The sequence below is a fragment of the Streptomyces kanamyceticus genome, assembly GCF_008704495.1.
Classification (GTDB): domain Bacteria; phylum Actinomycetota; class Actinomycetes; order Streptomycetales; family Streptomycetaceae; genus Streptomyces; species Streptomyces kanamyceticus.
In genome coordinates this window covers 5,379,830-5,405,241 of the sequence record NZ_CP023699.1, presented here as the reverse complement: position 1 = coordinate 5,405,241, position 25,412 = coordinate 5,379,830, and the positions used below count along the sequence as shown (strand labels likewise).

29 protein-coding genes are annotated in these 25,412 nt (G+C 68.3%); 22 read left to right on the top strand and 7 right to left on the bottom strand.

Translation table 11 applies throughout. The features are described 5' to 3' along the window. Positions 1-97 precede the first annotated feature (97 nt). From pstS to pstB, 4 genes are all read left to right on the top strand, one after another. Complete coding sequence (gene pstS, locus CP970_RS23090; protein WP_055552967.1) at positions 98-1,222, top strand: phosphate ABC transporter substrate-binding protein PstS; 1,125 nt, start codon at positions 98-100, stop codon at positions 1,220-1,222. A 117-nt stretch (positions 1,223-1,339) separates the two neighbouring features. Next, entirely contained in the window at positions 1,340-2,362 is a 1,023-nt protein-coding gene (gene pstC / locus CP970_RS23085; protein ID WP_055552968.1) for a phosphate ABC transporter permease subunit PstC, read from the top strand. Next, positions 2,359-3,432 (top strand): phosphate ABC transporter permease PstA, encoded by a 1,074-nt coding sequence (pstA, locus tag CP970_RS23080; protein ID WP_150493827.1) that lies wholly within the window; start codon positions 2,359-2,361, stop codon positions 3,430-3,432. Before pstC ends, pstA begins: the two co-directional genes overlap by 4 nt. Positions 3,433-3,512: 80 nt before the next feature. Continuing rightward, positions 3,513-4,289 (top strand): phosphate ABC transporter ATP-binding protein PstB, encoded by a 777-nt coding sequence (gene pstB, locus CP970_RS23075; RefSeq protein ID WP_055557108.1) that lies wholly within the window; start codon positions 3,513-3,515, stop codon positions 4,287-4,289. Between the two features lie 188 nt (positions 4,290-4,477). Here the strand turns inward: pstB and CP970_RS23070 are convergent, their stop codons facing one another. Then, positions 4,478-5,476, bottom strand: coding sequence for an inorganic phosphate transporter (locus CP970_RS23070; RefSeq protein ID WP_055557106.1), 999 nt, complete (start codon positions 5,474-5,476; stop codon positions 4,478-4,480). A 9-nt stretch (positions 5,477-5,485) separates the two neighbouring features. Continuing rightward, a complete protein-coding gene (locus CP970_RS23065) occupies positions 5,486-6,106 on the bottom strand; it encodes a DUF47 domain-containing protein (RefSeq protein WP_055557104.1) in 621 nt (206 codons plus the stop codon). 197 nt (positions 6,107-6,303) lie between these two features. Here CP970_RS23065 and CP970_RS23060 point away from each other — a divergent pair, with 197 nt between their 5' ends. Beyond that, positions 6,304-6,663: a metal-sensitive transcriptional regulator gene (locus tag CP970_RS23060; protein ID WP_055557102.1), complete on the top strand. Its 360-nt coding sequence runs from the start codon at positions 6,304-6,306 to the stop codon at positions 6,661-6,663. 131 nt (positions 6,664-6,794) lie between these two features. Here CP970_RS23060 and CP970_RS23055 read toward each other — a convergent pair whose 3' ends face one another. Both CP970_RS23055 and CP970_RS23050 read right to left on the bottom strand, forming a co-directional pair. Beyond that, on the bottom strand, positions 6,795-6,989 hold the full coding sequence (locus tag CP970_RS23055; protein WP_055556757.1) for a hypothetical protein: 195 nt from the start codon (positions 6,987-6,989) through the stop codon (positions 6,795-6,797). Positions 6,990-7,108: 119 nt separating this feature from the next. Continuing rightward, positions 7,109-7,966 carry a hypothetical protein gene (locus tag CP970_RS23050; RefSeq protein ID WP_055556759.1) on the bottom strand — a complete coding sequence of 286 codons (858 nt, stop codon included), beginning with the start codon at positions 7,964-7,966 and terminating at the stop codon, positions 7,109-7,111. Positions 7,967-8,084: 118 nt separating this feature from the next. Between CP970_RS23050 and CP970_RS44285 the strand changes: the two genes are divergently transcribed. Then, a complete protein-coding gene (locus CP970_RS44285) occupies positions 8,085-8,240 on the top strand; it encodes a hypothetical protein (RefSeq protein ID WP_169801317.1) in 156 nt (51 codons plus the stop codon). A gap of 91 nt (positions 8,241-8,331) precedes the next feature. After that, complete coding sequence (locus tag CP970_RS23045; RefSeq protein ID WP_055556761.1) at positions 8,332-9,924, top strand: FAD-binding oxidoreductase; 1,593 nt, start codon at positions 8,332-8,334, stop codon at positions 9,922-9,924. Between the two features lie 234 nt (positions 9,925-10,158). Here the strand turns inward: CP970_RS23045 and CP970_RS23040 are convergent, their stop codons facing one another. Next, positions 10,159-10,872, bottom strand: coding sequence for a phosphatase PAP2 family protein (locus CP970_RS23040; RefSeq protein WP_055556763.1), 714 nt, complete (start codon positions 10,870-10,872; stop codon positions 10,159-10,161). Positions 10,873-11,121: 249 nt separating this feature from the next. After that, entirely contained in the window at positions 11,122-12,132 is a 1,011-nt protein-coding gene (locus CP970_RS23035; RefSeq protein WP_055556765.1) for a C40 family peptidase, read from the bottom strand. Positions 12,133-12,315: 183 nt separating this feature from the next. Here CP970_RS23035 and CP970_RS23030 point away from each other — a divergent pair, with 183 nt between their 5' ends. From CP970_RS23030 to CP970_RS22985, 10 genes are all read left to right on the top strand, one after another. After that, on the top strand, positions 12,316-12,996 hold the full coding sequence (locus tag CP970_RS23030; protein ID WP_224058634.1) for an RNA polymerase sigma factor: 681 nt from the start codon (positions 12,316-12,318) through the stop codon (positions 12,994-12,996). Next, positions 12,993-14,078, top strand: coding sequence for a CU044_5270 family protein (locus tag CP970_RS23025; RefSeq protein ID WP_150493825.1), 1,086 nt, complete (start codon positions 12,993-12,995; stop codon positions 14,076-14,078). Before CP970_RS23030 ends, CP970_RS23025 begins: the two co-directional genes overlap by 4 nt. A 379-nt stretch (positions 14,079-14,457) precedes the next feature. Then, on the top strand, positions 14,458-15,123 hold the full coding sequence (locus CP970_RS23020) for a hypothetical protein (protein WP_224058631.1): 666 nt from the start codon (positions 14,458-14,460) through the stop codon (positions 15,121-15,123). A gap of 50 nt (positions 15,124-15,173) precedes the next feature. After that, positions 15,174-16,166 carry a hypothetical protein gene (locus CP970_RS23015; RefSeq protein ID WP_224058629.1) on the top strand — a complete coding sequence of 331 codons (993 nt, stop codon included), beginning with the start codon at positions 15,174-15,176 and terminating at the stop codon, positions 16,164-16,166. A gap of 45 nt (positions 16,167-16,211) precedes the next feature. After that, complete coding sequence (locus CP970_RS23010; protein WP_055552715.1) at positions 16,212-16,523, top strand: hypothetical protein; 312 nt, start codon at positions 16,212-16,214, stop codon at positions 16,521-16,523. Position 16,524: 1 nt separating this feature from the next. Beyond that, positions 16,525-17,802: a type 1 glutamine amidotransferase family protein gene (locus tag CP970_RS23005; RefSeq protein WP_055552713.1), complete on the top strand. Its 1,278-nt coding sequence runs from the start codon at positions 16,525-16,527 to the stop codon at positions 17,800-17,802. 78 nt (positions 17,803-17,880) lie between these two features. Next, positions 17,881-18,795, top strand: coding sequence for a hypothetical protein (locus tag CP970_RS23000; RefSeq protein ID WP_055552719.1), 915 nt, complete (start codon positions 17,881-17,883; stop codon positions 18,793-18,795). 161 nt (positions 18,796-18,956) lie between these two features. Next, positions 18,957-19,619, top strand: coding sequence for a hypothetical protein (locus tag CP970_RS22995; protein ID WP_107099051.1), 663 nt, complete (start codon positions 18,957-18,959; stop codon positions 19,617-19,619). A 54-nt stretch (positions 19,620-19,673) separates the two neighbouring features. Then, positions 19,674-20,564, top strand: coding sequence for a hypothetical protein (locus CP970_RS22990; protein ID WP_055552707.1), 891 nt, complete (start codon positions 19,674-19,676; stop codon positions 20,562-20,564). Between the two features lie 64 nt (positions 20,565-20,628). Next, complete coding sequence (locus tag CP970_RS22985) at positions 20,629-21,549, top strand: hypothetical protein (RefSeq protein WP_150493823.1); 921 nt, start codon at positions 20,629-20,631, stop codon at positions 21,547-21,549. Positions 21,550-21,598: 49 nt separating this feature from the next. Here the strand turns inward: CP970_RS22985 and CP970_RS22980 are convergent, their stop codons facing one another. Continuing rightward, positions 21,599-22,060 (bottom strand): ATP-binding protein, encoded by a 462-nt coding sequence (locus tag CP970_RS22980; protein WP_150493821.1) that lies wholly within the window; start codon positions 22,058-22,060, stop codon positions 21,599-21,601. A gap of 194 nt (positions 22,061-22,254) precedes the next feature. On the opposite strand from CP970_RS22980, the gene CP970_RS22975 reads away from it, so the two are divergent. From CP970_RS22975 to CP970_RS22955, 5 genes are all read left to right on the top strand, one after another. Continuing rightward, positions 22,255-23,106 (top strand): helix-turn-helix domain-containing protein, encoded by an 852-nt coding sequence (locus CP970_RS22975; protein ID WP_150493819.1) that lies wholly within the window; start codon positions 22,255-22,257, stop codon positions 23,104-23,106. Between the two features lie 11 nt (positions 23,107-23,117). Beyond that, positions 23,118-23,309, top strand: a complete 192-nt coding sequence (locus tag CP970_RS22970; RefSeq protein WP_150493817.1) for a DUF397 domain-containing protein — start codon at positions 23,118-23,120, stop codon at positions 23,307-23,309. Positions 23,310-23,330: 21 nt separating this feature from the next. Next, positions 23,331-23,573 carry a DUF397 domain-containing protein gene (locus CP970_RS22965; protein ID WP_150493815.1) on the top strand — a complete coding sequence of 81 codons (243 nt, stop codon included), beginning with the start codon at positions 23,331-23,333 and terminating at the stop codon, positions 23,571-23,573. A 94-nt stretch (positions 23,574-23,667) separates the two neighbouring features. Then, a complete protein-coding gene (locus CP970_RS22960; protein WP_055557214.1) occupies positions 23,668-24,330 on the top strand; it encodes a hypothetical protein in 663 nt (220 codons plus the stop codon). 237 nt (positions 24,331-24,567) lie between these two features. Beyond that, the gene (locus CP970_RS22955; RefSeq protein ID WP_150493813.1) at positions 24,568-25,308 is read left to right on the top strand and encodes a DUF4232 domain-containing protein; all 741 of its coding nucleotides are present in this window, start codon (positions 24,568-24,570) and stop codon (positions 25,306-25,308) included. The last annotated feature ends 104 nt before the right edge of the window (positions 25,309-25,412 follow it).

Genomic DNA, 25,412 nt, shown 5'->3' with positions numbered 1-25,412 from the left:
AGAGGTCTTGAGCGAGACATACCGCCGCAAGGCACCGACGTACGACAACGCACGCCGCCAGCAAAGGGCCGGCGGCTCCCGGAAGGAAAACCCGACAGTGAAGCTTCAGCGCAAGAACCGGCTCCGCGCCCTCTCCCTCGGCGCCATCGCCGTCTCCAGCGCCCTGGCCCTCACGGCGTGCGGCTCGGACGACACGGGCGGCTCGGGCAACGGCGGCAAGGAGACCAACGCCGCCAACATCAAGTGCAACGACGCCAAGGGCCAGCTCGCGGCCTCCGGCTCGTCCGCGCAGAAGAACGCGATCGACGCCTGGCGGAAGGTCTACTCGACCAACTGCAAGGACGTTCAGCTGAACTACAACCCGACCGGTTCGGGTGCAGGCATCACCGCGTTCCTCCAGGGCCAGACCGCGTTCGCCGGTTCCGACTCGCCGCTGAAGCCCGAGGAGATCGCGAAGTCGAAGACGGTCTGCAAGGACAGCCAGGCCATCGACCTGCCGATGGTCGGCGGCCCGATCGCCATCGGCTACAACGTCCCCGGCGTGGACAACCTCGTCCTGGACGCCAAGACCCTGGCCGACATCTTCAACGACAAGATCAAGACCTGGGACGACAAGGCGATCAAGAAGCTCAACCCCGACGCCAAGCTCCCCAGCACCAAGGTCCAGGCGTTCCACCGCTCCGACGAGTCGGGCACCACGGACAACCTCACCAAGTACCTGAAGGGCGCCGCCCCCGCCGCCTGGCCGCACGAGCCGGGCAAGTCGTGGGTCCCCAAGGGCGGCCAGTCCGCGAACGGCTCCTCCGGTGTCGCGAGCCAGGTCAAGCAGACCGCGGGCGCCATCTCGTACTTCGAGCTCTCCTACGCCGGTGACGGCATCAAGACCGTCGACCTGAAGACGGACGCCAAGGACCCGGTCAAGGCCACCGTCGACAACTCCTCCAAGGCCATCTCCGAGGCCAAGGTCGTCGGCAAGGGCAAGGACCTCGCGCTTGAGCTGAACTACAAGCCCACCGCCGAGGGCGCCTACCCGATCACGCTGGTGACGTACGAGATCGCCTGCGAGAAGGGCAACAAGGCCGACACGCTCGCCGCCACCAAGTCCTTCCTGACCTACATCGCCAGCGAGGACGGCCAGAAGGTCCTCAAGGACAACGACTACGCGCCGATCCCCGACGAGATCATCACCAAGGTTCGCTCCACCGTCGCGAGCCTGAGCTAGCTGAACCGAGTGCGGCCGGCCCCCGTAAGTAGCAACGGGCCGGCCGCACCGTCCGGTGCACCGCCGCCACGGAGCGCCTGCCTCAGCGCACGGCGCCTCCGCAGACCGGAGAACCCCATGGACATACCAAGCAATACGACCTCACCCCTCCCCGTGGACGACGCGAAGCGGACGGACTCCACGAGCAAGGCCCCGGCCCGCGGCACCACCCGCGCCGGCGACCGGATCTTCCTCGGACTCTCGCGCGGCTCCGGCATCGCGGTCCTCGTCATCATGGGCGCCATCGCCGCGTTCCTGGCGTACCGCACGGCCCTGGCCCTCGCCGACAACACGGGCAACTTCCTCACCACCTTCGAGTGGGACCCGGCCGGTATCACCACCGGTGGCAAGCCGTACTTCGGCATCGCCGTCCTGGTCTTCGGCACCGTGGTGAGCTCGATCATCGCCCTCGTGATCGCGGTCCCCGTCGCCATCGGCATCGCGCTCTTCATCTCGCACTACGCGCCGCGCAAGCTGGCCGCCCCCATCGCCTACGTGATCGACCTGCTGGCCGCCGTGCCCTCGATCGTGTACGGCCTGTGGGGTGCCCTCGTGGTCGCCCCCAATCTCACCGGCCTCTACAGCTGGCTCGACGACTACTTCGGCTGGACCGGCATCTTCGAGTACCAGGGCGGCGCCCCGCGCTCCCTGATGACCGTCGGCATCCTCCTCGCGATCATGATCCTGCCGATCATCACGAACGTCAGCCGCGAGGTCTTCCTCCAGGTCCCGAAGATGCACGAGGAGGCCGCGCTGGCCCTCGGCGCCACGCGCTGGGAGGTCATCCGCATGTCGGTGCTGCCCTTCGGCCGCTCCGGCATCATCTCCGCCTCGATGCTGGGCCTGGGCCGCGCGCTCGGCGAGACGATCGCCGTCGCCACCGTGCTCTCCCCGACCTTCGTGATCCAGGCCTCCGTGCTCGACTACGGCGGCGGCACGTTCGCGCAGAACATCGCCAGCAAGTTCAACGAGGCCACGGAGTACGGCCAGGACGCGCTCATCGCCTCCGGCCTGGTCCTGTTCGTCATCACGCTGCTGGTCAACGGCGCCGCCCGCCTGATCATCGCGCGCCGCAAGGAGTACTCGGGGGCCAACGCATGACCACCACGACACCCACCCCGCCCAACCCGCTCGCCAAGCGTCCCTCGACGCTCAAGGCCGCCAGCCTCCCGCGCTGGTCCCCCGCCGCCGTCGCGCTCGGCTCGGCAGCCGTCGCCATCGGCATCGGCGCGGGCGCGGGCCTGGACAGCCGCATCCAGTGGGGCCTGATCGCCGCCCTCCTCTTCCTCGCCGGGTCGTACGTCCTCGCGGTGACCGTCGAGGGCGCCCGGCAGGCCAGGGACCGCCTCGCCACCTCGCTGGTGTGGGTCATGTTCCTGCTCGCCGTCGTCCCGCTGGCCTCGCTGATCTACGAGACCGTCAAGCGCGGCATCAAGGTCTTCGACGGGTACTTCCTGACCCACTCGATGGGCGTCGTCACCGACGAGGAGACCGGCGGCGGCATCTACCACGCGATCATCGGCACCCTGGAGCAGGTGCTCCTGGCCTCCGTGATCGCCGTGCCGATCGGCCTGCTCACCGCGGTCTACCTCGTCGAGTACGGCCGCGGGAAGCTCGCCAAGACCGTCACGTTCTTCGTCGACGTCATGACCGGCATCCCCTCGATCGTCGCGGGCCTGTTCGTCCTCAGCTTCTGGATCCTGATCCTCGGCTTCAAGCCCTCCGGCTGGGCCGGTGCCATGGCACTCGCCATCCTGATGATGCCGGTGATCGTGCGCTCCACCGAGGAGATGCTGAAGCTCGTCCCGAACGAGCTGCGCGAGGCCTCCCTCGCCCTCGGCGTCCCGAAGTGGCGGACCATCCTCAAGGTCGTCCTGCCCACCGCGATCGGCGGCATCACCACGGGCGTCATGCTCTCGGTCGCCCGCATCGCCGGTGAGACCGCGCCGGTCCTGCTCCTGGTCTGGGTGAACCCCGTGATCAACACGAACCCGTTCGAGGGCTCGCAGGGCTCGCTGCCGCTGTACATCTACCAGCAGTACGCGGCGGGCACCGACGCCTCGATCAACCGCGCCTGGGCGGCGGCCCTCGCCCTCATCGGCTTCATCATGATCCTCAACATGGCGGCCCGCGGCGTAGCCCGCTGGAAGGCCCCCAAGACGGGCCGCTAGGCATCCATCAGTCGGCTCCGCCGACGGAGGCCACCTCAGCGACCCGCGCACCCCAAGTCTTGAAAGAAGCAGTGATCCCCATGGCCAAGCGAATCGACGTATCGGGCCTGACCGCCTTCTACGGTTCCCACAAGGCGATCGACGACATCTCCATGACCGTCGAGCCGCGCTCGGTGACGGCCTTCATCGGCCCGTCCGGCTGCGGCAAGTCCACGTTCCTGCGCACCCTGAACCGCATGCACGAGGTCACCCCCGGCGGCCGCGTCGAGGGCAAGGTGCTCCTGGACGACGAGGACCTGTACGGCAACGGCGTGGACCCGGTGGCCGTGCGCCGCACGATCGGCATGGTCTTCCAGCGCCCCAACCCGTTCCCCACGATGTCGATCTTCGACAACGTCGCCGCGGGCCTCAAGCTCAACGGCTCGTACAAGAAGTCCGAGCTCAACGACGTCGTCGAGAAGTCCCTCAAGGGCGCGAACCTCTGGAACGAGGTCAAGGACCGCCTGAACAAGCCGGGCTCGGGCCTCTCCGGCGGCCAGCAGCAGCGCCTGTGCATCGCCCGCGCGATCGCGGTCGAGCCCCAGGTGCTCCTGATGGACGAGCCCTGCTCGGCCCTGGACCCGATCTCCACCCTCGCCATCGAGGACCTGATCGGTGAGCTCAAGGAGCGCTTCACGATCGTCATCGTGACGCACAACATGCAGCAGGCCGCCCGCGTCTCGGACCGCACGGCCTTCTTCAACCTCTCCGCGGTCGGCCAGCCCGGCAAGCTCGTCGAGATCGACGACACCGAGCGGATCTTCTCCAACCCGTCGGTCCAGGCCACCGAGGACTACATCTCGGGCCGCTTCGGCTGAGCCGACGCCCCCTGACTCCCCGCGGTGCTGCATGGCGGTGCCACCGCAGGGACAACAAAGAAAGGCCCGCCCCCTGGGCTCCCGGGGGGCGGGCTTTTCCGTGCTTCGTAAGGGGGGCGGTGTTCTTAAGGGGCGCGGGGAACTGCGCGATCTTTCAGCTCAGCCACAAACACCCCGCACCCAAAGAGCTACAGGAACGCGAGGTTAACGATCCAGAAGCTAACCGCTGCGACCAAGGCAGCCGCAGGCATCGTGATGAACCACCCCAAGATGATGTTCTTGGCAACGCCCCACCGCACCGCGTTCACGCGCTTCGTGGCCCCCACACCCATGATCGCGGACGTGATGACGTGAGTCGTCGAGATCGGCGCGTGGAACATGAACGCCGTGGTGAACATGATGCCCGCGCCGGTCGTCTCGGCGGCGAAACCCTGCGGCGGATCGAGCTCGATGATCTTCCGTCCGAGCGTCCGCATGATCCGCCAGCCACCCGCGTACGTACCGGCGGAGAGCATCAGCGCACACGCGATCTTGACCCAGATCGGAATGGGAGCGTCGGCGCTCTGCACGTCGGAGATGACGAGCGCCATCACCACGATGCCCATCGTCTTCTGCGCGTCCTGCAGACCGTGCCCGAGGGCCATACCGGCCGCGGAGACGGTCTGCGCGATGCGGAAGCCGCGCTTGGCCTTGTGCGGGTTGGACTTGCGGAACATCCACATGATCGCGCACATCACCAGGTAACCGGCGACGAGGCCGACCACCGGGGACAGGAACATCGGGATGACGATCTTGTCGATGACCCCGGACCAGATGACCCCGATGCCGCCCGCGAGCGCCGCGCCGACCATGCCGCCGAACAGCGCGTGCGACGAGGAGGAGGGCAGCCCGAAGTACCAGGTGACCAGGTTCCACACGATCGCGCCGATGAGCGCGGCGAAGAGGATCCACATCCCCTTGTCACCGTGCGGGGTCTCGATGATCCCCTCGCTCACGGTCTTGGCGACCCCGCTGCCCATGAAGGCACCGGCGAGGTTCATCACCGCGGCCATGGCGAGCGCCGCGCGTGGCGTCAGGGCACGCGTGGAAACGGATGTGGCAATGGCGTTCGCGGAGTCGTGGAAGCCATTCGTATACGTAAATCCGAGCGCGACGCCGATGGTCACGACCAGTGCAAAGGTGTCCATGGAGAGGCCTCAGGACTCCTTGACCGCGATGGTCTCCACGGTGTTGGCGACGTGCTCGAACGCGTCGGCCGCCTCTTCCAGCACATCCACGATCTGCTTGAGCTTCAGCACCTCCATGGCGTCGTACTTGCCGTTGAAGAGGTGCGCGAGCAGCTTGCGGTGAATCTGATCGGCCTGGTTCTCCAGACGATTCACCTCGATCCAGTACTCGGTGAGGTTGTCCATGGTCCGAAGGTTCGGCATGGCCTCGGCGGTGAGTTCGGCGGCCCGCGAGAGGACCTCGATCTGCTGCTCGACGCCCTTGGGAAGTTCCTCGACCTGATAAAGGACGACCAGGTCGACGGCCTCCTCCATGAAGTCCATGATGTCGTCGAGGCACGACGCGAGGTTGTAGATGTCCTCGCGGTCGAACGGCGTGATGAAGGAAGAGTTCAGCTGGTGGAAGATCGCATGCGTCGCGTCGTCTCCCGCGTGTTCCGCGGCCCGCATACGCTCTGCGATCTCGGCCCGGGCGGAGGAGTCCGCTCCGAGCAGTTCCATGAGGAGCTTGGAGCCCGTGACGATGTTGTCCGCGGATGCGGCGAACATGTCGTAGAAGCTCGTCTCCCTGGGGGTCAGACGAAAGCGCACGTGGGGTCCTCGGGGTGCTTTGGATGCGGTCAGGCTGATGCTAGGCGCATCATCCGGCCACGGCTAACCGGCCGCCCCCCAGTGTCGCCCATCAGGCACAGTGATCAGCACACCCCCCGAGAAATCGGCTATCATATACCCACCGGGGGTATATGGATCTGCAGAAATGCGGGAATGCCCCACAGGAGGAGGACGCGATGACGACCACCGAAGCGGCCGACACGGCCGTGCCGACCGCGGAGACGCCCGAAGCGTCCTCCGAGCCCGGCCACGCGGTGCACGGCTACCACAAGCAGAAGGACGAGCACCTCAAGCGACTGCGCCGCATCGAAGGCCAGATCCGCGGCCTGCAGCGCATGGTCGAAGAGGACGTGTACTGCATCGACATACTTACCCAGGTCTCGGCGAGCACAAAGGCTCTCCAGTCCTTCGCCCTCCAGCTCCTGGAGGAACACCTGCGCCACTGCGTCGCCGACGCGGCGGTCAAGGGCGGCGCGGAAATCGACGCGAAGGTGGAGGAAGCGACGAAGGCGATCGCCCGCATGATGCGGACGTAGCGCGGGCGGCGCGGGCGGGGGTTACAGGGGCCTGCGGTGCCGGGCAAACGGGTGGGCGGGCGGGCGTGCATCGCCGCGAAGCGGCGGCCTGACACGCCCCACGGCGGGACGGTGAACGAATGGGGCCGGGGCTAGCGGCGATCGTCGCCGGTAGCCCCGGCCTCCCGCCCGTCGGAGACCCTCAGCACCTCGTCGATCCGGTCAGCACTGAGCCGTTCCTCCCCCGCCGCGGACGCGGCGATGATGAGGTCACCGCACAGCTCGATCTCGGCGAGGGCGACGTGGTCCTGAACCGCCGTGCCGCCACGCATCGGAGCCACGTTCATCACCTCTTCCTGACTGACCCGTTCCGGCCCGTTCCGGCCCGTTCCCGACTTCCTAGAGTAGGGAGCGGTCTACACAACGCGCATGGCACGGACGGACCATTTCACCCAGCCGTTCACGACTAGGACCCGGCCGTCGTCCGCCCGCCACCCGGCTGACGCTCCGCGATCTTCCCGGCGAAGATGTCCTCGTCGGCCGGAAGCCGTACCCCCGCAGGCACCCCGAAATCGTAGAGCAGCGTGGTCGACGCGACATTGGCATCGGCCATCCGGAACTGCTGGCGCAGCTTCCGCACCCGCCCCAGGTCGTCGAGGTAGACGTCGAAGGGCACGCCCTTTCTGCTGAACCCTTTCGCCGCCGCTGCGGCCAACGCACCCCGCTGACCTGCGGAAGCCGCCTTCGCCGCGCCCCTGATGTCGGCGACCCCCCGGTAGTGCCGCACCTCGGCGCCCCCGACCCGCTCCTCGCCCACGTACGCCACGTGCCGTGTCCCGCGCAGCAGTTCGGCCGCGGCGAGGGGATCGGTGGCGCCGCCGGTGACGAGGTTCCCGTCGGAGAGGGAGCGTGTCTCGATCCGCACCCACTTGTCGGCGGGCACACCGGCCCCGCGGTTCTTCATGTAGAGAGCGCCCGCGGTCAGGAGTTCGGTGATGGGCCGGTGCTCGTCGTCTCCGGCGGGGTCCTTCGGGAGTACGACCTGGAACCGGCCGCGCTGCCCCTTGAAGTCGTACACGCCCTTGCCCCGGATGGTGACGCGTGTTCCGCCACTGGCCATCTCCAAAGACGTACTCGCCTTGGAACTGCCCGCCCGCACCAGGGAGTCGGCGGCCCGCCGCACCGCGTCCCCGGGATCGCCCGCGCGGTTCGCCCCCGCGGCGCCGTCGGGGCCCCGGTCCGAGCATCCCGTGGCGACGGCCAGCAGCCCCACCGCCGCGACCGCGGCGACCGTTCCGCCCGTGCGTCTGCGCTGCTGCCCCATCGCTTGTCTACCCCCAAGCGTTCTACGTCTGCCGACGGTCCGCGTCGTCCCCCATAACGATCGGTACGTTGACCCGTCACGCGGACGGGCGTTAACCCGAGGTCGGTACGGTGACGGCGTGGCCGATCAGGAAGACCCCGCAGCCCACCGCACGACGACGGTCGAGAAGGGCCGTTTCATCGCCGCCCACTGCACCTGCGGCTGGCGCGGCCCGGCGCGCAGGGCCCGCAGCAAGGCCCGCCTGGACGCGACGGAACACGAGACGCACCCCTAGCCGCCCGCGCACTGGCGTGCGCGCGACCGGGTACGCGGAACCCAGAAGCCCCGCACACCGTCTCGTTCTCCGGGAAGCAACGGGAGGCGTCATGGAACGGCGTACGTTCATAGGGACAACGGCGGCCACGCTGGCCGCGGCCACGATCACGAGCTGCAGCGGCACCGGTAGCGGCGGCTCAGGCACCGGCGGGAGCGAAGGCGGCGGCATCGCGTCCCGCAGCGGCGGTGGCAGCAGCACCCCGATCAGAACCTCCAGCGCGGCGGCGTCCTCCCCCGCGACCCTCAAGGCCCTGGCCAAGGACCTGGACGGCACGCTCGTGGGTCCCGGCGAGGCCAAGTGGGCGGCGGCCCGCCAGCTGTACAACACGCGCTTCGACGACTTGAAGCCCACCGCCGTCGCCTACGTCGCGCACCCGGACGACATCCGCACCGCCCTCTCGTACGCCCGCGCGCACCGCACCCCGGTCGCGATCCGCAACGGCGGCCACTCGTACGCGGGCTGGTCCTCCGGCACCGGCCGGCTGATCATCGACGTATCGAAGCTGAGCAAGATACGGGCGAGCGGAAACAGCGCGACCATCGGCGGCGGCGCCAAGCTCATCGACGTCTACCGCTCGCTCGCCGCGAAGGGCGTGACGATCCCCGCGGGCTCCTGCCCGACCGTCGGCATCTCCGGGCTCACCCTCGGCGGCGGCCACGGCGTGGTCTCCCGGGCGTACGGCCTGACCTGCGACAGCCTCACCTCCGCGACCCTCATCACGGCGGACGGCAAGCAGCTCACGGCCTCCAAGTCCGAGCACAAGGACCTCTTCTGGGCGCTGCGCGGCGCGGGCAACGGCAACTTCGGCGTCGTCACCGAGCTGACCTACCGCACGCACGCCGCGCCCCAGGGCGTCTCGGCGTACATGACGTGGCGCTGGTCGAAGGCGGCCGCGGTCATCAAGGCGTGGCAGGAATGGGGTCCGACCCAGCCCGACGAGATCTGGTCCTCCCTCCACCTGGCGAACACCCCCGGCGGCACGCCCACCATCTCCGTGGCCTGCTTCTCCCTCGGCACGTACGGCGAGCTCCAGAACGCCGTCGACCGCCTCGCCGACAAGATCGGCGCCCCCGCGCGCAGCGTCTCCTTGAAGCGTCGTACGTACGAGGAGTCGATGGAGGTCTACGCGGGCTGCTCCTCCTTCGCCGCCGACGCCCAGTGCCACCTGCCGGGTGCGACACCGGGCCGCAGCCCGCAGGGCGCCCTCAACCGCGAGACGTACGCGGCCAGTTCCGACTTCTTCGACCGCTCCCTCTCCGCGTCCGGCATCCGCGCGCTCCTCTCACAGGTCGAGAACGTGACGGGCGCGAGCGCGGGCAGCATCGCGCTCACCGCGCTCGGCGGCGCCATCAACCGCGTCGACCCGACGGCGACGGCCTTCGTCCACCGCCGCTCGCGGATGCTCGCGCAGTACATCGCCTCGTGGCGAGCGGGCACCTCGGGCAAGCCCGCGCAGGCGTGGCTGAAAAAGGCGCATGGGGCGATGGGGCGCTACGCGTCGGGAGCGGCGTACCAGAACTACACGGACGCGACGCTGACGAACTGGCGCGCGGCGTACTACGGGGACGCGGCCCCCCGCCTGAAGAACCTCAAGAAGCAGTACGACCCGACCCGCTTCTTCGACTTCCCCCAGGCGCTGTAGCCCTCAATCGCCGGGCAGGCTGAATTTCCGGCCTGCGGGCCGGAAATTCAGCCCGTCCGGCGCGATATTCAGCCCGTCCGGCGCGATATTCAGCCCGTCCGGCGTTTGAGGACAAAGACGGCAACCCAAGCCCGTCCGGCACACGGCGACGAGACCGGGGGGGAAAATTCAGCCCGTCCGGCGCTTGAGGACGAGCTCGGCGCAGCCGGCGACACCCCCTGCACCGCGGAGCGCTCACGCCGCCAGATCCCGCTCGTCCGGATCCTGCGCGGCGGCCGCCTGCGAGGAGGACGCCCCCGGCAGCGCGGCGACCGCCTCGGCGGGCCGGGACCAGACGAGGCGGCCGACGCGCGCGGAGCGCCCGACCGCCTTGGCGAGCGGCGTGAGCAGCGCCATGGCGAGCGGCGAGAGCAGCAGGGCGACGGCCGTGCCGAGCGCGAAGCCGCCGACGACGTCCGTCGGGTAGTGCACGCCCATGAAGACCCGGCAGAACCCTTCGAGCACGGCGAGCCCGATGCCGACGAGCCCGAACTTGCGGTGGGCGACGAAGAGCCCGGCGCCCAGCGCCATGGCGAGCGTCGCGTGGTCGCTCACGAAGGAGAAGTCGGTCTTGCCGTCGACGAGCACGTCGATGCCGCGGTGGTCGACGAACGGCCGAGGCCGTTCGACGAAGCCCCGGATCGGTACGTTGACGAGGACGGCGATGCCCGCGGCGAGCGGCGCCCAGACGACGGCGGCGACGGACGAGGCGGCGTCGTCGAGCGTGCCGCGCTTGCGCTGTCCCCACCAGCACCACACGACGAGGAGCACGAGGGCGAGCAAAAGACCGTACTCACCGACGAATTCCACGGCGCGGTCGAACCAGTGCGGGGAGTCCTTCGCCAGTCCGTTGATGTCGTAGAGCAGGCTGACGTCGGGGTTCGACCCGGATTCATCGAGTCCAGCCATGGCGCTGCGGCCCCTTGTCTCCTAGCCCGTGGGCGCACCTTTCTGTGCGCCCTTTCCTCAACCCCCGTGGTTCGGTCCAGTCAAGGGAACGCGCAGTCCCCTCCCCTACGTTCCACTCTCCACCGAAAGATCACTCAGACGTTACCGAAGAGAGATACATCGCCGCAGCTCAGGGGGAGTGATTTAACGGAGAGTTCAAGCCACATCACCCCCCGCGTACGCCTCCGCACGCCCCTTCCGAGGCCCCCCTCAGACCTCTGAGGGCTTGGTCGGCAGGGCCTTCGCCCCGTCCTTCGTGACACGAGTCGCGCCAAAATAATCGGGTGTGTCGATCGGGTCGAAACGGATCACGGCACCGGTGCGCGGAGCGTCGATCATGTAGCCGCCGCCGACGTAGATGCCGACGTGCCTGATGGTCCGTGAATTGGTGAGGTCGTCGGAGAAGAAGACCAGGTCGCCGGGGAGGAGTTCGTCCCGCTTGGGGTGCGGGCCCGCGTTGTACTGGTCGTTGGCGACGCGCGGCAGCGTGATCCCGACGGACCGGTAGGCGGCGAGGGTGAGCCCCGAACAGTCGAAGCGGCCGCCTTGGTCGGCCGTGCCGTTGCCGCCCCACAGGTACGGGGTACCGAGCTTCTTCTGCGCGTAGTAGATGGCGCTGGCCGCCTGCTGCGAGGGCTGCACGCGTCCGACGGGACGGGCGAAGCTCTCCGACAGGGTCGTGATGGTCTTCACGTAGTTCTGCGTCTCGCGGTACGGCGGTACGCCGCCGTACTTGATGACGGCGTACGCCCCCGCGTTGTACGCGGCGAGCATGTTCTTGGTCGGGTCGCCCGGGGCGTCCTTCACGTATCCGGCGAGCTTGCAGTCGTACGACGCGGCGGACGGAATGGCGTCCTTGGGGTCCCAGACGTCCCGGTCGCCGTCACCGTCGCCGTCGACGCCGTGCGCGGCCCAGGTCCCCGGGATGAACTGCGCTATCCCCAGCGCCTGCGCCGGGCTCTTGGCGCGCGGGTTGAACCCGCTCTCCTGATACAGCTGCGCGGCGAGCAGCGCGGGGTTGATGGCCTTGCAGAGATTGCCCCACTTCTGCACGAGGGGCTGATAGGTGGCGGGCACGGCACCCTTGGCGAGCCCCACGGACCCGCCGCCCACGCCGTTGGCGAGGCTTCCCGCGGCCATGTAGGTCCCGACGACGAGCAGCGCGATGAAACTGAGGGCACCGCCGATCCCGACGGACGCGACCAGCCACGCCTTACGCACCGTCAACCACCCCTCACCCACCGGGAGACCGCCGCCGCTCAGTGTAGAGGCCCCGTGCGAAAGTGGCGGGGATCATTCCTGGAACCTTCGCCACGACGGAGTTCTCGCCCGCGACGGACGCCTGACTGCGAGGGACCCCTTGGCCACGATGGAACCCCTGGCCGCCCGCGGACAACACCTCACGTGACGACGTACTCATTCTCCCTGCACGCCCGGATCAGGGACGGGGACCCGGAAGCGTTCCGCGAGCTGTTCCGCGACCACTCCCAGCTGGTCTACCGGCACGCGCTGCGCGTGAGCGGCGACTGGCCCACCGCCGAGGACGTGGTCTCCCTGACCTTCCTGGAGGCGTGGCGGCTGCGCGGAAAACTGCGCGACGAGGGCGAGAGCCCACGCCCCTGGCTGATGGGCATCGCCGTGAACGTGCTCCGCAACACCTCCCGCGCCGCCCGCCGCTACCGCTCCGCGGTGGACCGCGTCCCCGCGGCGAGCGCCGTCCCCGACTTCGCCGACGAGCTGGTCGGCCGACTGGCGGACGCCGAGCAACTGGCCGCGGCGCAGGCGGCCCTGAAGCGCCTCCGGCGCGGCGAGCGCGAGGTCTTCACCCTCTGCGTCTGGTCGGGCCTCGGCTACGCGGAGACGGCCGAGGCGCTGGGCGTACCGGTCGGCACGGTGCGCTCGCGCCTGTCCCGCGCGCGGACGCGGCTGCGGAAGCTGGCGCAGGAGGAGCTGGCGGCGGCCTCAAGCGCCTCAAGAAAGTCCGGCCGCCCGGCCGGAGAAATCACGGAACCACCCCACATGGGCGGACAAGTACAGGTTGACCGCACCCACGCGGTCAGGTCGGAGAGGGAGGGAAACGAATGAAGCGCACTCCGAGGAGCCGAAGCCGTTCGGCACGGCACGAACCGCTGGACCACACGGAGTTGGCCCGGCTCCTTCCGGCGCCCGGCGACCCGGCCCTCTCCAGCGACCGCCAACTCCTGCTCGAGAGGCACCTGATGACCCGGATCCAGCAGCAGACGGGCCCCACGTCCCCCGGCTTCCCCGCCCCGCCCGCGGGCCCGCCCCGCCGCCCCGTACGCCGCGCGCTCTTCATCGGCGTCCCGGTCACCGCGGCGGCCCTCGCGGCCGTGATCGCGGTGAACCTGACCGGTGGCACGGGCGGCGCCCCCGAGGGCGTCCCGCGCGAGATCGCCCCCGTCGTCCAGTTGGAGCCGGGCACCACGAAGACGGTCTCCACCATCGCGGCGAAGGCGTCGCGGGCCGCGGAGACGGAGAAGTTCACGGCCCCCCGCCAGGATCAGTACGTCTACGTGAAGAGCGAGGTCTCGTACGTCGTGACCGAGGAGAACGCGGACACGGACGAATCCAAGACCTACGTCCAGAAGCTGCACCCGCGCGAGGCCTGGCTCTCCCCCAACGGCCTCAGGGGCTGGCTCTTCGAGCCCGGCGAGCAGCCGGAGGAGGGCATCACCCTCGACGGCGACGTCGAGGGCTGGTCGTACAACAAGGTCAGCAAGCTCCCCACGGCCACCAAGGCCCTCCTCGACCGCATCTACGCCGACACGAACAACCAGTCCTCCCGCGACCAGCAGGCCTTCGACACGATCAGCGACATGATCTCCGAACAGCTGGCCCCGCCGAAGATCAGCGCGGCGCTCTACCGGGCGGGCGCGAGGATCCCCGGCGTGGTCGTCGTCGACCACGCCAAGGACGCGGCGGGCCGCGAGGGAATCGCCCTGGCCCGCACGGACGAACAGACCGGCGAACGCACGGAGTGGATCTTCGACAAGAAGACGTACGCGTACCTGGGCAGCCGGGGCGTACAGGCGAAGCGGGTGGACGGCGTCGAGCCGGGCACGGTGGTGGAACGCACGGCGATCCTGGACCGCAGGATCGTCGACGAGAAGAAGTCCCGGACGGCGGCGACGGGCAGCGCGACGTGAGGCTCCTTGGGGCAGGAGCGGCGGAAATGGCGCGTCTGGCACGGCGGGCCGCCTTGTTCCCGGCGGAATGACCTGCGTAGGAGGGCAGGGGCCGGTCCCGGCTGCCCTCCGGCCGCCCTCCGGCCCGCCTGGGCACTCGCGCCGACTGGGCACCACGGTCGCCCGAGGCATGCCTTGATTTGCTCTCCGGGACGGTCGCGCACTTCTCGCCTCATGGCGGTGCGCGACGCATACGAGCCAAGAGTGATCAGAGACAGCTCCAACTCTGCTGGTATGCGCCCATATATGCCATTGCCCACGGACCCTGCCGCTGGTGTCCCCCACCCCTCCTGGATAGCTTGGTTCACTCCAGAGAACCCTGCCCCTCCAGGAGCCGACAGTGAACCGCCGCCCCACCCTGCTCGCAGCGGCCGCCATGACTGCTGCCGCGGTCCTTTCGCTCTCGGCGTGCGGAGGGGGTGGCGGGGATTCCAAGGACACGGACACCGACAAGATCGCGGGCGCGGGCCAGGGCGACAAGAAGAGCGACGCGCCGTCCCCGAAGGCGTCGGAGGACGGTGTCGACCGCCCGGAGGTCAAGCTTCCGAAGGACGTGAAGAACGTCTTCGAGGGGGGCAAGACCGGGGATGCGAAGAAGGATGCGGTGCTGGCGGACAACGAGCGCTGGCTCAACTCGCTGATCGAAGCCGTGACCGTCGATGCCAAGGATCATCCGGCGCTGAAGTTCTATGGGTCGGGCGAGGCTCTGCTGTCAGCGGGGGAGTACGTCCAGGGGTTCAAGGAGAAGAACAAGAGCTTCATCGGGACCATTCGGTACTACGACCGTCAGGTCACCTTCCTCAAGGAAGGTGTCGCAGCGGTGACCTACTGCAAAGACGGCACCAAGACGTATCCCAAGGACCTCAAGACCGGCAAGGTCGACCGGTCGATCCCCGGCTCGGCCAGTGACTACGCCTACGTCAACACCCGTGTGAAGAAGAACGACAAGGGTGTCTGGCAGGCGGATTCCGTCACGTCGACGACCGGAGCCAAGAAGTGCATGTAACGACGCCGAAGTCGTCCACCCGATGGACCGTTCCTTTTCTCGCCATCGCTGTGGCTCTGATCCCTGGTGCCGCCTATGCCGGAGGCGGCGACACCGAAGGTGGGGGAAACTTCGGGGGCGGGCAGCAATCGAACGCCACCCGCCACGACAAGAACCTCGGCGTACATACGAAGATCCAGACGACCGTCGAAGGCAGCCCGAAGTCCACGAAGACGGGGACGCTCACCCCGGCCAACAGCAACTGGGAACGACCGGCCTGCTGGTACGAGCCCGCCTACTCCCCCAAGCAGATCGAGGCCACGGTCAAGGCCATCCGGACGTTCAAGGTCCTCGGGATCGGCGACCTCGTGGGCGGAGTCTTCGACATGTACTTCAAGGACGGCAACCCCTACAAGAACTACAACCTCGACAAGCAGGGTGAGGGACAGTTCTGGGCGGCGGCGGTCGACGAGAAGCGCAAGGACGAGCCCGCGGCCAAGGCCTGCGACCGGCTGCCGTTCTGGGTAACCAAGGGCGCGCCGACCAAGGAGCCACTCGCAGTCTCCCCTCGCATCCTTGCTGAGTACGCCTACGGCCAGATCCCGGTCCCCGACACCGACATCACGATGGCCCCCGAGGGCGAGACGAAGGTCAACCTGCCGACCTGGGTGTGGCTGGACAAGGCCAAGTTCAAGAAGATCTCGGTCACCGCGACCCTGCCGGGAACGGGCCTCTCCGCGACGACTACCGCCGAGCCCGTGTCCCTGAAGCTCGACCCGGGAACGTCGGACGCCGAGACGTACCCGGCCTCCGGCGAGTGCCCGATCGGGGACGACGGCCGGATCGGCATGCCCCGCGCCAAGGGAACTCCGGCGGACACGGACCCGCCGTGCGGCGTGCGCTATCTGCGCTCGTCCGGCGACGCCTCGTACGAACTCGGGGCCACCATCACCTGGCGGGTCACCTGGACAAGCACCAGTGAGCCGGGCGGCACACTGCCCCCCGGTGAGTTCGGTGCGACGCAGGACGTCGTCGTACGCGAGATCCAGTCCGTCAACCGCTGACCACGGCCACGCCCACGGCCACAACAGGGAATCCGGGACACCGACATGAGCGACCTCCGCCTCGACGGGACGATCTTCGAGGACCTCAAGAAGACCTTCTCCTCGGTCAGCGACCGCATGGACGCCGCGCGCAGAACACTCAAGAACACCGACGGCTCGGTGGTCGGGGCCGAGAAACTCATCGAGGACGTACACGAGTTCGCCGACGAGTGGGGCTACGGCGTCAAGCAGCTCGGCAAGCACACGCAGGGTGCCGTCAAGATGATCAACAAGATCGACACGGAGTTCAGCAAGCTGGACCAGGCGCTCGCCGAATCCCTCAAGTCGGCCAAGTCGGCGAAGAAGAAGAGCAAGTAGCGTGAGCGACACGAAGCGTCCCGCGCTCCCGAACATAGGCTGGGACCCCACCCCCGGCAACGTCGAGGACACCCGCGACCTGGCGAAGAAGCTGGGCGGACTCGCGGGCGAACTGGGCGCTGCCGTACGGGACTTGGAACGGATCGAGTGCGGCGCCTGGAAGGGCAAGGCGGCGCTCGCGTTCACCGAGTACATCGGCGAGGACGTCACCCCGCTCATCCGCAAGAGCCACGAATCCTTCGACAAGGCGTCGCGCGCGCTGCACCGCTGGGCCAGGGAACTCAAGGACTTCCAGGACGAGACCGACCGCTTGGAGAAGAAGGCCGGGGAAAAACTGGACGCCCGCTCCGAGGCGAAGCCCAACACCAAGGAGAGCGGGAAGGCGTCGGGGGACGTCGACGAGGTCATCGGCCAGGTACACGACCTGGAGGACCGCTACGCCAAGGCGGCGGGCGCCATCAGCAAGGAGCTCGACAAGGCGGGCGACATCGCCCCGGACGAGCCGGGCTTCTGGGACAAGCTCACCAAGGGCGTCAAGGACGCGTGGGACGCCACGGGCAAGTGGCTCAAGGACCACGCCGACCTGATCAAACTCATCGGCGACCTACTGAGCGACCTGACGGCGGTCCTGGGCCTCCTGGCCATCGTCACGCTCCCTTTCCCTCCGCTGGCCGCGATCTTCGGCACAGCCGCGCTCATCACGAGCGGGCTCGCGCTGGGGGCGCATGGCCTCGCCAAGTTGGGTGGGGCGGATGTGAGTTGGGTGCAAATGGGGCTGGACGCGATGGGACTCATCCCAGGAGTCGGAGCCTTCAGCAAGGGGATCAAGGTGGCCGGCAAGACCACGAAGCTGGCGAAGGCGGCAGGCCTCAGCAAGGCCGCCGAGCTCGGCAAGGGGTTCCAGGCAACCAGCATCGGGAACTCGCGTTTGCTGCTGGCCACCGGAGAGACGGCCGGTCTCGTCAAGGGCGGGGTCAAGCTGCTGCCCGGCAAGGTGGTTCTCGGCGGTAAGGCTGACTATGTGTACGAGGTGTCCCACGCCACCAGTGGCCTTGCGTCGCGCATGGGCGGCATCGCCAACCAGGGTTACCACGCGGGCCAGTGGCTCGGCTCCAAGGGGGCCAACCTCATTCCAGGTGTGAATATCAACCCCTTGGGAGCTGGCATCGCCATGGATGCCGGGCTGAAGATCTTCCCCAAGATCACAAGCATTCATCAGCATGTAGGAGATGCGCTCTTCCCCGGTGACCAGTTCGAGAAGTCCGCCTCGGGCGCCTGAGCGTTCCGCTCAGGGCAGAGCGAGCGCACGGCACCGGCAACAATCGCAGAGCCGCCACTCAGGAAGATGCACTCGGATATGGACATCTGGCAGCCCGAGATGGGCGAGACCCTCCTCAGTCGCACGCTGGTCACCTTCGCCACCGGCGCGGCCACACCCGTTCGGGGCATGCGCTGGTTCCGCGACACCGAGCGCAATGACATCCAGAACGAACTGTCCGGTTGGCCTGAAGGGCCTGTGTTCACGCCCCGTTCCACTGGTGGGTCTCTGGCACGGAACATTGGCAAGGGAGGCGCGATCGCCCTGGGAGGCATCTTCATGGCCGCCCTCAGCTCCGCCGGAGGCAATATCAGCGGAAGTTCAGGCCCTCGCTCCGGCTCTGACACACCGGACAACCCCGACGACGAGGTCAAGGACTTCCCCGTCGTATGGGCAGCACCCGGCACCATCGCCCGCACCCTGCCGTGGCAGTTGGACCCCTCGCGCTCCTCCGAAAAGCACTACCGGACCCATGCGATCGTCACTGACCGTCGACTGGTCATCGTGGGATTTCCGTACTCCAAGCGGAACGACGCACTCATCGAGGACGAGGTCCTCTGGGAGATCCCCCGCTCTCAGATCAGCCGGGTCGAGCTAAAACGCTTCAAGGACGGCAACGACGTCAAAATCCTCTTCAGCGACGATTCATGGTGCAGGCTGCGTGCCATCACATGCGAGAAATTCACCCGGTACCTGCTTCATCCTCTAGAGCTGATCCCATGGTCGGATCTCGCCCCGGCGCAGCAGATCACCGTCGAGCAGTTCGTCGCGACGTCTGGCGGGCCACATGCCGGGACACCCTTCGTCAGTCGCCGCCCTTGCGGTCACTACCGCGTCGAGCTCTTGGAGCCCAGCCAAGTTGATTCGTTCTTCGGGCTCTCCGAGAACGACCTCCTCATGGACGCCGACGGCAATGAGGTGGAGCTCAAGGACTACCACCCCGACGACTTCTAGATCCGCCGTTGACTCTTCCAGAACCAGCACCGCCTCGCGACCAGGACGGCCACACCCTCATGACAGGATCGCTCGACACCACACACGAGCTTCCGCCCATTCCCGCTGAAGCCCTTGAGCCCCCGCCTATCTGGTTCAACGTTCCTGACGGATTCTTCGCTTTGCCTCTCGCAGCAACTCCCGAGGAGCGTGCCGAACGCTCCCAGGCATTCGTCCGCGGCCTCTACTCACGTGGGGACGAAAACATCTGGGAGCCCGCCGCTCCGTACTACGCGGGACTGGCCGAACTGATGGCGGACACCGGAGTCTCCTACTCGGCGATGGGGCTCTTCGCGACGGCGGAGGAATCGGCGGAGGAGAGTGACGCCGAGCCCCAAGCCGCATACGAAGCTTCCGACGGCGTAGCCCAGTGCGCGTTCACCGTCGCGGCCATCCCGACCGACCAGGCATCAGGCGACACCGAAACCGTCGCCCAGGGAATCCTCGCCGTCCTCTCCACCACCCCGCACAACGACGCCCGCTGGCTCGACCTCCCGTGCGGCCCCTCGGTCTCCTGCGTCACCCTGACCGAGTACAAGCTGAACCCGGAGATCACGGCGACCGGCGAGGCGACCGAGCTCCTCACCGGCCAGATCCAGGTCCACGTCCCCTTCCCCACCGGCCCGTTCACCGCGATCTTCACGCTCCACACCGCGTCCACGGACTACTGGACCGAGTTCTGCAACATCATGTCGGCGATCCTCCAGACGGTCTCCTTCACCGAACCGGCCACGGACGAAGGCGAAGGCGAAGACGAAGACGAAGACGAAGAAATTTCCCGCTGACTCGGATGAAGGACGACACGGTGTCGGAGGCCCACAGAGGGAGGCGACGCGCTGATGGACTGGTACCCGAACTCCGATGAGCAGCTGCTCCTGCGCACGTCGGCCAGGTTCGCCACCGGCATGGCGCCTGCCGTCTCAGGCGCACGCTGGTTCCGCGACCTCGAACGCGGAGACGTGCAGGGAGAGTTGACCGGATGGCCACCAGGGCCCACGTACCAGCTGCGTTCCGCAGGGGACAAAGCGGCCCGTCGTACCGGTCGCGCTCTGCTCGTGGGCATCCCGCTGGTCGCGAACCTCATCGCGAACCTCGGGGGAGCCTCGGGCACTCCTCTGGGAGATGTTCCGGGCCGGGGCAAGCCGGACGAACCCGAGAACGAGGTGCACGACTTTCCCGTCATGTGGGCCGCACCCGGCAGCCTCGCCAGGACCGTCCCGTGGCAGCTCGATCCCGGGCGACGCCCCGAGGACTGTGTGACCGATCTGGTCCTGACGGACCGCCGTCTGCTCTTCCTCGCGACCCGGAAGGGCAGTCTGGCGAAGGCCGACATCCTCGGTGAGTTCGCTCGCGATGCCGTCGCCGAGGTCCGCCGCATGAAGTTCAGCGAGGTCAACGCGGACGTGCGCGTCACGTTCACCGACGGTTCCTGGGTCCGACTGTCCGTCGGCAATCCGGACAACGCCGAGAGGCTCGGTCAGGTACTCGGCGGCGCCGTCCGCATGCTCGCGGAGAGCGAGTTGTCCGAGGGACAGTTCGACCGAGTGGCACGGTTCAGGGCCGACCTCCCGAAGACGGCTCACCCGCCGACGTACAGCCGTCTACGCAGTGGCGTCACGCTGGTCGAATCGCGTATCCCGGTGAAAGCCGGGTCGGGACTCTTCGAGACCCACTCGATCCTGATGGACGACTCGGGACAACCCGCAGAACCGGCCCCCGGCGATCTGTGAGGCAGGAGTTCCCCGGAGAGTCGCCACTTACGTTGTTTCCGAACCGAAAAGGAGCCGGCCCCGCATGGCGCCATGGCAGCCAACCTTCGGCGAGACCCTGCTCGCCCGCGACGCGGTCGAGTTCGCGAGCGGCACGGCTCCCGCCGTCACCGGCATGCGCTGGTTCCGCGACACCGAGCGCAAGGACATACAGAACGAGCTGACCGTACAGGCCGGTTGGCCCGAAGGCCCCATCTACACTCCCGCTCCACCACCACGCCGGAGCGCCGCCCGCAGAGCCGGACGCTTCGGGCTCGGCGCCCTGGTCGCCGTCGTCATGATCGCCCTCGCGGTGCTCCTGGATGGCCTGGGAGGCGCCGGGTCAGGCAGCAGCAAAGACCCGGGCCGCCCACGCGACCCCGAGAACGAGGTCGACGACTTCCCCGTCATGTGGGGCGCCCCCGGCTCCCTCGCCCGCACCCTGCCTTGGCAGCTCGACCCAGCCCGACGCCCGGCCGACTACCGGACACACTGCGTCGTCACCGACCGCCGGGTTGTCGTCGTCGGCTTCCCCGACGACAACCCGGGCAAGGACGAAGCCCTCTGGGAGATCGACCGGCAGCACATCGCGCGGGTGGAACGCATGACATACAGCGAGGTCTGGGGCGAAGCAAAGATCCGCTTCACCGACGGTTCGTGGTGCCGACTCGCGCCGCCCTCCGAGCGGTACGGCTGGACGGTGCTGCGTCATCTCGCCCATCCCACCGAGCTGATGCCGCTCGCCGAGATGACGCCACGCCAACGCAGGTACGTCGAGCGGTACGCCGCGTCGGTCACCGACAGGGACCCAGCGGTGGCCCCCGTGGTCACCCGTCGACCGAGCGGCCGGTTCCTGATCGAAGTGAGTAAGACCGCTCCCGTCAAGGCCAAGTACGGGATCGAGAAGAGCCACTTGCACATGAGCAAGCGGGGTCGACGCGGCGCGATCAGGCAGGGGGATCTCTGAGCGGGCAGCAGCGGCTACGCGGGCGCACAGCGTCCCTCCCCTCACGCCATCAGCCCCCGGAACCCCCGGCCCTCCGCCACGGGGAACTCGGCGTGACCTCAGCCCACAACAGCTTCCCCGTGTGCCCCGTCCCCATCGGGTAGGACCCCCAACTGTCCGCACACGCCCGCACGATGTGAAGTCCCCGTCCGCCCTCCTCCATCCCCGGCGGCTGCCGGTCGAAGGCGCGCCCGTCCTCCCCGAACCCAGGTGGGATCCGCGGATTGGAGTCCCACACCGCCACGCGGATCCCCTCCGGGGAGGAGGAGCGGAGGCGGAGGGCGTAGGGGCCGTCGGTGTGGCAGTGCGCGTTGTTGAGCAGTTCGCCTGCCAGCAGTTCGGCGGTGGGGGTGAGTTCGCCGAGTCCGTACGTTTCGAGGACCGCGCGGAGGGTGGCTCGGGCGATTCCTGGGGCTCGGGGATCGTGGGGGAGTTGGAGGGTGTAGGTCCAGGGCGGGGATACGGTTGTCATGGAATCGCCTTTCATGTCGGGGAGTTGCACGTGATGCCCAGTGACGGTGCCGCTCCGTCGAGCGGGGTACTTCCGGGCGAGTGGCCTGAGACACAGGCTAGGTTCGCGCAAATAAAATTTGCACCCATTCCATGGAATGCAGTGCACAATCCCTCGTGTGAGTGACGAACCGAACTGCCCCTAGGAGGAGTTGCATGGCCGGGAGGTCAGCACCCACGGTCCGCCGCATCCGGGTCGCCACCGAACTTCGGCGGCTTCGCGAGCATGCGGGCCTGACCGCGACCGAGGCCGCGCGCGTCCTCGGGACCAGCCAGGGGCAGCTCAGCAACGTCGAGACCGCACGCTTCGGGGTGAGCGCATCCCGCATCCGCGCGATGGCACGCAGCTACGACTGCTCGGACCAGGCCTTCATCGATGCCCTCGTCAACATGGCCGAGGACCGCACACGCGGCTGGTGGGAGGAGTACCGCGAGATCCTGCCCGCCGGGCTGTTGGACCTGGCCGAGGTCGAGCACCACGCCACGCGCCTGAGCACCGCCATCACCGTGCACATCCCTGGCCTGCTCCAGACCACCGACCACGCCCGCGAGCTGTTCCTCCAGGTCGTCCCCGAGCTCCCACCCCCAGAGGTGGAACACCGAGTGTCGTTCCGCATCAAACGGCAAGCGGTCCTCTTCCGAGACCCTCCGACCCCGTACCGGGCGATCATCCACGAGGCCGCCCTGCGGATGCAGTTCGGCGGACCCGTCGTAACCAAGGGACAGTTGCAGCATCTGCTGGAGATGAGCGAACGGAAGCACGTCACGATCCAGGTGCTCCCGTTCGCCGCCGGTTCCTTCCCGGGATCGGGGCAGTCGCTCTTCTACTCCGGTGGATCCGTCCCTCAACTCGACACCGTCCACCTCGACCAATCGCACGGCCCCGTGTTCATCGACGCCGCGGCTCAGCTCTGCAAGTACCGCGTACTCCTTGAACGCATGGACGCCAAAGCGCTCCCACCCGAAAAGTCGCAAGACCTCATCCGCGGCATCGCCCAGAACTTGTGAAGGGACCCGAAATGACCATGCTCACGTGGCAGAAGTCCTCCTACTGCGGCGAGGGGGACTCGTGCGTACATGTCGCAGCGACAGCGACCGGCACGGTCCAACTCACCGAAAGCAGCGACCCCACCGCCGCGATACTCCGCACCACCCCCACCGCCTTCGCCGCCCTGCTCCGCACCGCGAAGCGGCCCCGCCCCACGGACTGAGAGAGAAAGGGCGCACGCCCCATGACCGAGAAGCCCCGCATCCCCGCCGACCTCGACTGGACCCGCGCCGCCCCCGAGGACGAACAAGGCCCAGGACCCTGGATCGAGATCGCCTTCGGCAAGGACGACGACGCCGTCTACCTCCGCGAGACCAGCGACCCGGACAACATCGTCACGACCACCCGTAAGAAATGGGACGCCTTCGTACTCGGCGTACAGGCAGGCGAGTTCGACCACTTCGTGGAGGGTGTGGAGGGCCCCTGACCCCGACGGACCCCGACGGACCCCGACGGACCTCTACGGACCTGCTCGGAAAACCAGTACCGGGCCCCCGCACACCCCCTGCTACCGTCCCGCCATGTCTGGACCAAGAGAACCCGTCACCCCCGAACCCGTCACCCCCCAAGACGTCACCCACGCCGTCGGGCTCGCCGTAGCCGCCCTCCGCCAGGCCCCGCCCGGCGCCGACTGGAGCGTCAAAGCAGGCGGCATCGACTGGGACTGCTGGGAGACCGTCGAGCACCTCGCCGACGACCTCTTCGCCTACGCCGCCCAACTGGGTCCGGCGAATCCGCCCCAGGACACCGAGGTGCCGTTCCTCTGGTACCGGCGCAGGGACGGCGGTCCCTCCAACGTCACCTTCGCGGACCGCGACTCCGGCATCCCCGGGCTGCTTCAGGTCCTGGAGTCCTGCGGGGCGCTCCTGACCGGCATGGTCACCATCACGGCGCCCACGGTCCGGGCCCACCACGTGTGGGGCGCCGCCGACCCGGAGGGCTTCGCCGCGATGGGGATCGTGGAGACCCTCGTCCATACGTACGACATCGCGGGCGGCCTCGGCATCGGCGACGCCTGGGACCCGCCCGCCGACCTCTGCGCACGCGTCCTGCACCGCCTCTTCCCGGACGCGCCCACCGACACGGCCCCCTGGCCGACGCTCCTCTGGGCGACGGGACGCGGCGAGCTCCCGGGGCGGGCCCGGCTCACCAAGTGGCGCTGGTACGGAGAGCCGAAGGGCTGACGCGCATCACCGGAGGCAGCCGCTCCAGTGTCCCAGGAGGACATCCCAGGCGAGGATCGTTCTCGCAGGTCAGAGGCACTTTCGTCATTCCAGCGTCCCCCGTCTCCCAGCTTTCCTTGCCCCCGTCCCCCGCCGACCGCTTCGCTGTTGCCGGGCCGGAAAGCACGGCCCCGGAACGCCCGGCCGCTCGGATCACCAACGGGCGCCGCTCGGCACCACCAACCTGACGGGGACACCATGAAGATCACGCACGCCTCCAAGACCCTGCTCGCCGGCCTCGCGCTGCTCAGCTCGCTCTCGCTCACCGCGTGCAACGGCGACGACGGCACCGACGCGGCAGGTTCGGGCGACTCGGTGCCCAGCGCATCGGCGGGCCAGGACGCCGGAAACGGCAGCGACAAGGGCACCGGCAACGGCGGCAGTGAGACGGGTGGCTCCGGCGGCTCCACGGGCAAGGGCACGGGCGGCAGCGACAGTGGCAGCGGGAGCGGGAGCGGCAGCGACAAGGGCACCGTCGCCGGTACCGGCTCCAACGAGAACGGCAAGGTCGACATCTGCCGCAGCGACGAGCTCGAGGTCTCCGCCGTCGACAACACGATCGGCAAGGAAGGCACCGTCACCGTCGCCTTCAAGAACGGCGGCGGACGCGACTGCGCCATCAACGGCTTCGCGGGCGTCGACCTGAAGACGGCGGCGGGCGACACCATCGCCGGGGAGCGCAACGACGACAAGCCGCGGGCCGACGTCCTCAAGGACGGCGAGACCGCCGCCTTCAACATCGACTTCCCGGTCAACGACTCCGGCGGCTCCGGCGTACGCGTCTCCCAGATCCTGGTGACCCCGCCGAACGAGACCAAGACGGTCACCGTCGCCTGGCCCGCGGGCTCCCTCCCGGCCGAGAACCCGGACTCCCAGGCCCTCACCGGACCGATCATGCTCAGCCCGGTCGGCAAGGTCAGCGACTCCCCGGCTGGCTGACCCACCCGAGTAAGACCTTGTGGCCCTTGTGACCTTTGCGACCTGGTAGAACGCCCCGGTCGCAAGGGTCCAAGCCGCTCCCCCGCAGCAGATTGACGCCTCCT

What these genes read in the sequence shown, in the direction of transcription:
- pstC (WP_055552968.1), top strand. Translation starts at nt 1,340, where the DNA reads ATGGACATACCAAGCAATACGACCTCACCCCTCCCCGTGGACGACGCG.
- pstA (WP_150493827.1), top strand. Translation starts at nt 2,359, where the DNA reads ATGACCACCACGACACCCACCCCGCCCAACCCGCTCGCCAAGCGTCCC.
- pstB (WP_055557108.1), top strand. Translation starts at nt 3,513, where the DNA reads ATGGCCAAGCGAATCGACGTATCGGGCCTGACCGCCTTCTACGGTTCC.
- CP970_RS23070 (WP_055557106.1), bottom strand. Translation starts at nt 5,476, where the DNA reads ATGGACACCTTTGCACTGGTCGTGACCATCGGCGTCGCGCTCGGATTT.
- CP970_RS23060 (WP_055557102.1), top strand. Translation starts at nt 6,304, where the DNA reads ATGACGACCACCGAAGCGGCCGACACGGCCGTGCCGACCGCGGAGACG.
- CP970_RS23055 (WP_055556757.1), bottom strand. Translation starts at nt 6,989, where the DNA reads ATGAACGTGGCTCCGATGCGTGGCGGCACGGCGGTTCAGGACCACGTC.
- CP970_RS23050 (WP_055556759.1), bottom strand. Translation starts at nt 7,966, where the DNA reads ATGGGGCAGCAGCGCAGACGCACGGGCGGAACGGTCGCCGCGGTCGCG.
- CP970_RS23045 (WP_055556761.1), top strand. Translation starts at nt 8,332, where the DNA reads ATGGAACGGCGTACGTTCATAGGGACAACGGCGGCCACGCTGGCCGCG.
- CP970_RS23040 (WP_055556763.1), bottom strand. Translation starts at nt 10,872, where the DNA reads ATGGCTGGACTCGATGAATCCGGGTCGAACCCCGACGTCAGCCTGCTC.
- CP970_RS23025 (WP_150493825.1), top strand. Translation starts at nt 12,993, where the DNA reads ATGAAGCGCACTCCGAGGAGCCGAAGCCGTTCGGCACGGCACGAACCG.
- CP970_RS23010 (WP_055552715.1), top strand. Translation starts at nt 16,212, where the DNA reads ATGAGCGACCTCCGCCTCGACGGGACGATCTTCGAGGACCTCAAGAAG.
- CP970_RS23000 (WP_055552719.1), top strand. Translation starts at nt 17,881, where the DNA reads ATGGACATCTGGCAGCCCGAGATGGGCGAGACCCTCCTCAGTCGCACG.
- CP970_RS22990 (WP_055552707.1), top strand. Translation starts at nt 19,674, where the DNA reads ATGGACTGGTACCCGAACTCCGATGAGCAGCTGCTCCTGCGCACGTCG.
- CP970_RS22985 (WP_150493823.1), top strand. Translation starts at nt 20,629, where the DNA reads ATGGCGCCATGGCAGCCAACCTTCGGCGAGACCCTGCTCGCCCGCGAC.
- CP970_RS22980 (WP_150493821.1), bottom strand. Translation starts at nt 22,060, where the DNA reads ATGACAACCGTATCCCCGCCCTGGACCTACACCCTCCAACTCCCCCAC.
- CP970_RS22975 (WP_150493819.1), top strand. Translation starts at nt 22,255, where the DNA reads ATGGCCGGGAGGTCAGCACCCACGGTCCGCCGCATCCGGGTCGCCACC.
- CP970_RS22970 (WP_150493817.1), top strand. Translation starts at nt 23,118, where the DNA reads ATGACCATGCTCACGTGGCAGAAGTCCTCCTACTGCGGCGAGGGGGAC.
- CP970_RS22965 (WP_150493815.1), top strand. Translation starts at nt 23,331, where the DNA reads ATGACCGAGAAGCCCCGCATCCCCGCCGACCTCGACTGGACCCGCGCC.
- CP970_RS22960 (WP_055557214.1), top strand. Translation starts at nt 23,668, where the DNA reads ATGTCTGGACCAAGAGAACCCGTCACCCCCGAACCCGTCACCCCCCAA.
- CP970_RS22955 (WP_150493813.1), top strand. Translation starts at nt 24,568, where the DNA reads ATGAAGATCACGCACGCCTCCAAGACCCTGCTCGCCGGCCTCGCGCTG.